The organism is Amycolatopsis sp. NPDC048633 (assembly GCF_040650695.1).
Classification (GTDB): Bacteria; Actinomycetota; Actinomycetes; order Mycobacteriales; family Pseudonocardiaceae; genus Amycolatopsis.
Map to the genome: position 1 here is coordinate 80038 of NZ_JBEZHS010000039.1, position 6460 is coordinate 86497.

At 71.4% G+C, this 6460-nt stretch carries 8 protein-coding genes; 3 read left to right on the plus strand and 5 right to left on the minus strand.

Translation table 11 applies throughout. The features are described from left to right. Positions 1-52 precede the first annotated feature (52 nt). Positions 53-730 (minus strand): uracil-DNA glycosylase, encoded by a 678-nt coding sequence (locus AB0C38_RS42145; RefSeq protein ID WP_360684521.1) that lies wholly within the window; start codon positions 728-730, stop codon positions 53-55. 30 nt (positions 731-760) lie between these two features. After that, positions 761-1291, minus strand: coding sequence for a gamma carbonic anhydrase family protein (locus AB0C38_RS42150; protein ID WP_360684523.1), 531 nt, complete (start codon positions 1289-1291; stop codon positions 761-763). A 92-nt stretch (positions 1292-1383) separates the two neighbouring features. Between AB0C38_RS42150 and AB0C38_RS42155 the strand changes: the two genes are divergently transcribed. Beyond that, positions 1384-2538, plus strand: coding sequence for a glycoside hydrolase family 27 protein (locus AB0C38_RS42155; RefSeq protein WP_360684526.1), 1155 nt, complete (start codon positions 1384-1386; stop codon positions 2536-2538). Here the strand turns inward: AB0C38_RS42155 and AB0C38_RS42160 are convergent. Both AB0C38_RS42160 and AB0C38_RS42165 read right to left on the minus strand, forming a co-directional pair. Beyond that, complete coding sequence (locus tag AB0C38_RS42160) at positions 2525-3004, minus strand: GNAT family N-acetyltransferase (RefSeq protein ID WP_360684529.1); 480 nt, start codon at positions 3002-3004, stop codon at positions 2525-2527. The two genes, AB0C38_RS42155 and AB0C38_RS42160, sit on opposite strands and share 14 nt — an antisense overlap. 16 nt (positions 3005-3020) lie before the next feature. After that, entirely contained in the window at positions 3021-3977 is a 957-nt protein-coding gene (locus AB0C38_RS42165; RefSeq protein WP_360684532.1) for a thiamine-phosphate kinase, read from the minus strand. A 124-nt stretch (positions 3978-4101) separates the two neighbouring features. Between AB0C38_RS42165 and AB0C38_RS42170 the strand changes: the two genes are divergently transcribed. Both AB0C38_RS42170 and AB0C38_RS42175 read left to right on the plus strand, forming a co-directional pair. Beyond that, entirely contained in the window at positions 4102-4335 is a 234-nt protein-coding gene (locus AB0C38_RS42170; protein WP_155545137.1) for an Lrp/AsnC ligand binding domain-containing protein, read from the plus strand. Between the two features lie 19 nt (positions 4336-4354). After that, positions 4355-4894: a DUF3515 domain-containing protein gene (locus AB0C38_RS42175; protein WP_360684535.1), complete on the plus strand. Its 540-nt coding sequence runs from the start codon at positions 4355-4357 to the stop codon at positions 4892-4894. Here the strand turns inward: AB0C38_RS42175 and AB0C38_RS42180 are convergent. Then, positions 4891-5985, minus strand: a complete 1095-nt coding sequence (locus tag AB0C38_RS42180) for a D-alanine--D-alanine ligase family protein (protein WP_360684538.1) — start codon at positions 5983-5985, stop codon at positions 4891-4893. The two genes, AB0C38_RS42175 and AB0C38_RS42180, sit on opposite strands and share 4 nt — an antisense overlap. Between the last annotated feature and the right edge of the window lie 475 nt (positions 5986-6460).

Below are 6460 nucleotides of genomic sequence, written 5' to 3' on the forward strand. Positions count from 1 at the left end.
AAGGGTTCGTTTCCCCCTGGTCGGAGCCGTCACCCGGATCCGGACACCGAACCTACGGGAGTTTCCAGTCGACCGGCGCCGCGCCCTGGTCGGCCAGCATCTGGTTGGCGCGGCTGAACGGCCGCGACCCGAAGAAGCCGTTGTGCGCCGAGAGCGGGCTCGGGTGCGCCGACTCGATGCACGGGACGTCGCCCAGCATCGGGCGCAGGTTCCGCGCGTTGCGGCCCCAGAGGATCGCCACCATCGGCTCCGACCGGGCCGCGAGGGCCTTGATCGCCTGCTCGGTGACGTCTTCCCAGCCCTTGCCCTGGTGGGAGTTCGACTTGCCCGGCTGCACCGTCAGGGCCCTGTTCAGCAGCAGGATGCCCTGCTCGGCCCACGGCGTCAGGTCGCCGTTGGCCGGCAGCGGGTGGCCGAGGTCCTCGGCGTACTCCTTGTAGATGTTGACCAGGCTCTTCGGGATCGGCCGGACGTCCGGCGCCACCGAGAAGCTCAGGCCGACGGCGTGCCCCGGCGTCGGGTACGGGTCCTGCCCGACGATCAGCACCCGGACGTCGTGGAACGGCTGCTTGAACGCCCGCAGCACGTGCTCACCCGCCGGGAGGTAGGTCCGGCCGGCGGCGATCTCCGCGCGGAGGAACTCCCCCATCGCGGCGACCTGCGGCGCCACCGGTTCGAGGGCCTCGGCCCAGCCTGCCTCGACGATTTCCTGCAACGGGCGTCCGGTCACGGGCGGCGAGCTTACCGGCCGTGGCCGCCGTCACTCGCGCGGGTCGAGCCGCCTCAGCTCGGTGCGGAACCGCTTGCCTCGTTCGACGTAGGAATCCACCACCATGGCGATGCTCTCGGGGCCGAAGGACTTGTTCTCCCGCGTCTTCGCCGGCACGCCCAGCGCGATCTCGCCGGTCTTGACGCGTGAGCCGTACGAGAGCACCGCACCCGCGCCGACCATTCCGCCGTCCTCGATGACCGAGCCGTTGAGCACCACCGACCCCGACGCGATCAGGCAGCCGGTGCCGATCGTCGCGCCCTCGACGTGCACGGCGTGCCCGACCGCGGAAGACGGCCCGAGGATCGTCGGGTGCATTTCCGTGCAGTGCACGACGCAGCCGTCCTGGATGTTCGACCGCTCGCCCAGCTCGATGTAACCGTGGTCACCACGCAACACCGTCTGCGGCCACACCGACGCGAAGGCGCCGATCCGGACGTCGCCGATCACCGTCGCGTCCGGGTGGACGTAGGCGTCGGGGTGGATCGTCGGTTCGAGCGATCCGAGCGCGTAGATCGGCATGCCGCCTCCGGGTGACTGCGGTTTCACTTCCCGTGCGATTGGATCACGGCATCGCAGCGGACCGGAAAGCCAGTACCGGGAGCACAGGCCTCGTGCTCCTCCTCGTCGCGCTGACCTGGCTGCTCAGCCTGCCGGTCGCGTCGCCCGCGCTGGCGAACGGCCTGGCCGCGACGCCGCCGATGGGCTGGAACAGCTGGAACCAGGTCCGCTGCTACGACCTCACCGAAGACGTCGTCAAGAAGGCCGCCGACGCGCTCGCCGACACCGGCCTGCGTGACGCCGGTTACCGCTATGTCGTCGTCGACGACTGCTGGCAGGCTCCGAAGCGCGCCGCCGACGGCTCGCTGCAGGCGGATCCGGCGCGCTTCCCCCACGGCATCGCCGACCTCGCCGACTACGTCCACTCCCGCGGCCTCCTGTTCGGCATCTACGCCGTGCCCGGCAGCCGGACCTGCGCGATGGCCTACGACGCCTACCCCGCGTCCGGCATCGGCTCGCTCGGCCACGAACGCCAAGACGCCGAGGCGTTCGGCCGCTGGGGCGTCGACTACCTCAAGTACGACTGGTGCAATGCCGACACCGTCGACGGCCTCGACCGCAAAGCCGCCTTCGAGAAGATGCGCGACGAACTCGCCGCGCTCCCCCGCCCGATTGTCTACGCGATCTCCGAATACGGCGTCTCCAGCCCGTGGACCTGGGCGCGGCCGGTGGCGAACCTGTGGCGGACGACCAACGACCTGGTCGCGACCTGGGACTCGGTGCTCGCGACGATCGACCAGCAGGCCGCCGTCGCGCCCCACAGCGGCGCCCCGGGCGGCTGGAACGACCCGGACATGCTGCAGGTCGGCAACGGCACGCTGACCGCCGACGAGGCCCGCGCGCACTTCAGCGTCTGGGCCGTGCTGAACGCGCCGCTGTTCGCCGGCACCGACCCGGCGAAGCTGGGCGACGCCGACCTCTCGACGCTCGCCAACCCCGAGGCGATCGCCGTCGACCAGGACTTCGCGGGCGGGCAGGGCCGGCAGCTCACCGCGGGCCCGGGCTACCAGGTGTGGGGGAAACCGCTGACCGGCGGCGGGTTCGCGGTGGTGCTGCTCAACACCGGCACCACCACCGCGACGGTGTCCGCCGACGTCCCGGGCGCGTGGAACGTCCGGGACCTGTGGACCCATCAAGACGTCGGAACGGCGGTTTCCGCGTCGCTGCGCCCGCACGCGGCCGCCCTGCTGAAGCTCACGCCCCGCTGAGGTCCTTGGCGTAGCACCGGCTCGACTCTTCGTTCTTGTAGACGCCGAACTTCGGGATCTCGACGTAGCCCGAGGACGTGTAGAGCGCGATCGCCTCCGGCTGCTTGGTCCCGGTTTCCAGGACCGCGCGCTTGCGGCCGGACAGCGCCGCCGTGCGCTCCAGCTCGAAGAGGATCATCCGCGCGAAGCCGCGGCCGCGCGCGGAGTCGGCGACGTACATCCGCTTGAACTCGGCGTCGCCGTCCTGGAAGTCCGGCGCGGGGCCGTCGTGCGCCCGCCAGGCTCCGCACGCGACGGCTTCGTCGCCCTGGTAGCCGACGAGGAACAGGCCCGCGGGTGGGTCGAACTGCTCGGGGTTCATCGGGGTGGCGTCTTCGTCGCCGTAGCGCTCGACGTAGACCTGCTGCACCGCGGCCATGAGCTTTGCCGCGTCGGGATGGTCGAAGGGGACCGGAACGATTCTCACGTCCGCCGACTTTAGATCAGCGCCAGTGGGTCCAACCGCCTTCTTTGGCAAAAGGCTTGCCGTCCACGGTGATCCCGGAGTCCGCCATCGTGACGACGCCGATCGTGCGCCAGCCTTCGGGGAGCTCGGTGAACGGCGGGAACGTGGCCACCAGCGCGTGGTCCTCGCCGCCGGTGAGGACCCAGCCCAGCGGGTCGGCGCCCAGCGCGGCACCGACTTCGGTGAGCCGCGCGGGGACGTCGAGGTCGGCGGTCCGGACGTCGATACCGACGCCGGAGGCCTCGCCGACGTGGGCGAGGTCGGCCAGGAGCCCGTCGGAGACGTCGATCATCGCCGTGGCTCCCGCGAGGGCGGCGCGCGGACCGGCGTCGTAGGGCGGTTCCGGGCAGCGCTGCGCGTTGACGACGCCGACCGGCGAGCGGAACCCGCGGCCGAGCACGGCCAGGCCGGCGGCGGCCCAGCCGAGCTTCCCGCACACCGCGAGGAGGTCGCCGGGCCGGGCGCCCGCGCGCGTCACGGGCTCGCGGTCGCCGAGGTCGCCCAGCGCGGTGACGCTGATCACGAGCTGGTCGGCGCGGACCATGTCGCCGCCGGAGACGCCGATGCCGGCGCGCTCGGCCTCGGCCCACATGCCGTCGGCGAGGGCGGTGACGAGCTCGCGCGGGGTGTCGGGTGGGCAGGCGAGGCCGACCAGGACGGTGGTCGGGGTGGCGCCCATGGCGGCGATGTCGGCCAGGTTGACCGCGACGGCCTTGCGCCCGACGTACTCGGGTGGCGACCAGTCCAGCCGGAAGTGGACGCCCTGGACGAGCACGTCGGTGCTGGCGACCACGCGGCCGTCGGGGGCCGCGACGACCGCGGCGTCGTCGCCCGGGCCGAGCAGCGTGCCCGGGGGCTGGCGCCGTCCCTCGGTGACGGCGCGGATGAGCGCGAACTCGCCGGTCTCGGCGACCGTTGCGTCGTTCGGTGACACCCGTCACCTCTGCTTTCTCTACCGGGACAAAGATCGATCACCGATAGTCGGATGCCCTATGTTTTTCGGTGAGCTGGCTATACGTTCCTACCTGAGCTGACCGATCCCGACGAAAGGGCGCGCCGTGGTCCACGCATACATCCTCATCCAGACCGAGGTCGGCAAGGCGGCCGCGGTGGCGGCCGAGATCTCCAGCATCGCGGGTGTCACCAGTTCGGAGGATGTCACCGGACCGTACGACGTGATCGTCCGCGCGGCCGCCGACAGCGTCGACCAGCTGGGCCAGCTCGTGGTCGCGAAGGTGCAGAACGTGGAAGGCATCACGCGGACGCTGACCTGCCCGGTCGTGCATCTCTGAGCAGTGGTGTAGTGGTGCGGTGCCAGATTCCGACACCGGTGCCCCACCCAGAGTGGTGCTCGTCACCGCGGCCGCGCTCGCCGTCGCCCTGGCGGTCGCGGTCGCCGTCTTCGCGTTGACCCAGCGTTCCTCGGACTCCGCGGACTCCGGTCCGCTGCCGCTCGTCCCGGTGCCCGCGCCCTTCGCTTCGGCACCGGGCTGCACGACACTGCTAGGCGCGGTGCCGACGGAGCTGACGTCGAACGGGACTTCTCTGAAGGTGCGCACGCTGGCGGACCCGGCCCCGCCGGCCACGGTGGCCTGGGGCGATCAGGACCCGCTCGTGCTTCGGTGCGGGCTGGACCGGCCCCCGGAGCTGACGCCGACCGCCGCGCTGCGGCTGGTGAACAAAGTGCAGTGGCTGCAGGTGCCCGGCGATGGCGCGTCGACGTGGTACGTGGTGGACCGCGAGGTCTACGCGGCGTTGACGGTGCCGGACAGCGCGGGGACGGGCCCGCTGCAGCAGATCTCGGACACCGTGGCGGCGAAGCTGCCGCCCCGGCCGCTGCGGTTCTCTTAGCGCAGGCCGGTGCCGCGGGCGATCGCCGTCTCGATGAGCGTGGTCAGCAGCGTCGCGTAGTCCACGCCGGTGACCTCCCACATCTTCGGGTAGGCGGACTTCGTCGTGAAGCCGGGCATCGTGTTGACCTCGTTGATGGTCAGCTCGCCGTCGGCGCCCACGAAGAAGTCGACGCGGGCGAGGCCCTGGCAGTCGAGCGCCTGGAAGGCCTGCACCGCCATCGCGCGGAGCTTCTCGGTGAGCGCGTCGTCGAGCTTGGCCGGGATGTCCAGCTCGGCGTCGTCGCCGAGGTACTTGGTTTCGAAGTCGTACCAAGCGTTTTCGTCCTCGGACAGCACGCGGATCTCGGCCGGCAGCGACGCTTCGACGCGGCCGTCCGGGAACTCGAGGACCCCGCACTCGACCTCACGGCCGACGACGGCGGCTTCGACGAGGACCTTGGGGTCGGTGGCGCGGGCGAGCTCGATGGCGGCGGCCAGGCCGTCCCACTCCGTCACGCGGCTGATGCCGACGGACGAACCGGCGCGCGACGGCTTGACGAAGACGGGCAGGCCGAGCTTGGCCCGGTCACTGTCGTCCAAAGTGGACTGACTCCGCTTGAGCGCGGCGAAGGTCCCGACCGGAAGTCCTTCGGCGGCCAGGAGTTTCTTGGCGGTTTCCTTGTCCATGGCGGCCGCGCTGGCGAGCACGCCGGGGCCGACGTACGGGATGCCGGCGAGCTCGAGGAGACCCTGGATGGTGCCGTCCTCGCCGAAGGCCCCGTGCAGCACCGGGAAGACGACGTCCACCTGGGACAGCAGCTCGTTTTCCCGGCCGGGTTCGACCGCCACGAGGCCCTGGCTGGAGGGATCACCGGCGAGAACGAGGCCCTTGCCGTCGTCGACGGAAGGGAGTTCGCGGCCGCGGATGGCGAGCTGCGCGGAGTCGCCGGTGCCGAGCACCCAGCGGCCTTCCCGGGTGATCCCCACCGGGACGGCTTCGTAGCGCGCCGGGTCGAGGTTCCCCAGCACGCTGCCCGCGGACAGGCAGGAGATGGTGTGCTCGCTGCTGCGCCCGCCGAACACGACCGCCACCCGGATCTTCTCGCTCATGGTGAGCCACCGTACCCGGTGACCTCGGCGAACAGCCGAGCCCCGTGCGCCGGACGGACGGCTGTCATCGACGAGCGCAACCTGTGCGGGCCCTGTCACGTCTGGTACATCGAGGGACCGCTGGGCCCGGGAGTACGGGTCCGGTCCGGGCCGGTCATCAAGGCACCGCTGGGCCGAGGCCGTACCCAGCCGCCGAGCCCGGCCAGACCCCGCCCTCCCTAGGGGGGACCGCCACCAGATTGAGCGTATCGGCGAGGGCCAACGCAAAGCCGGGAAAAGCCGCCCGCGGAGCACGTTTGTCCACATCACAGCCAGCCTGTGGACAACAAGGGAAGTCCCGACCACCTCACGCCACCGCTCTGCGTCCTGGCCCGTCCCGGCGCGCCCAAGCGCCCCCAATGTGGCGTTCGGTGCGTCCAACGCACCGAACGCCACAATGGGTGCGGTGGGCGGCGGGCCCACGCCCCGGCCCCCC

Coding starts and splice junctions, on each gene's coding strand:
- AB0C38_RS42150 (WP_360684523.1), bottom strand. CDS start 1,291: ATGCCGATCTACGCGCTCGGATCGCTCGAACCGACGATCCACCCCGAC.
- AB0C38_RS42180 (WP_360684538.1), bottom strand. CDS start 5,985: ATGAGCGAGAAGATCCGGGTGGCGGTCGTGTTCGGCGGGCGCAGCAGC.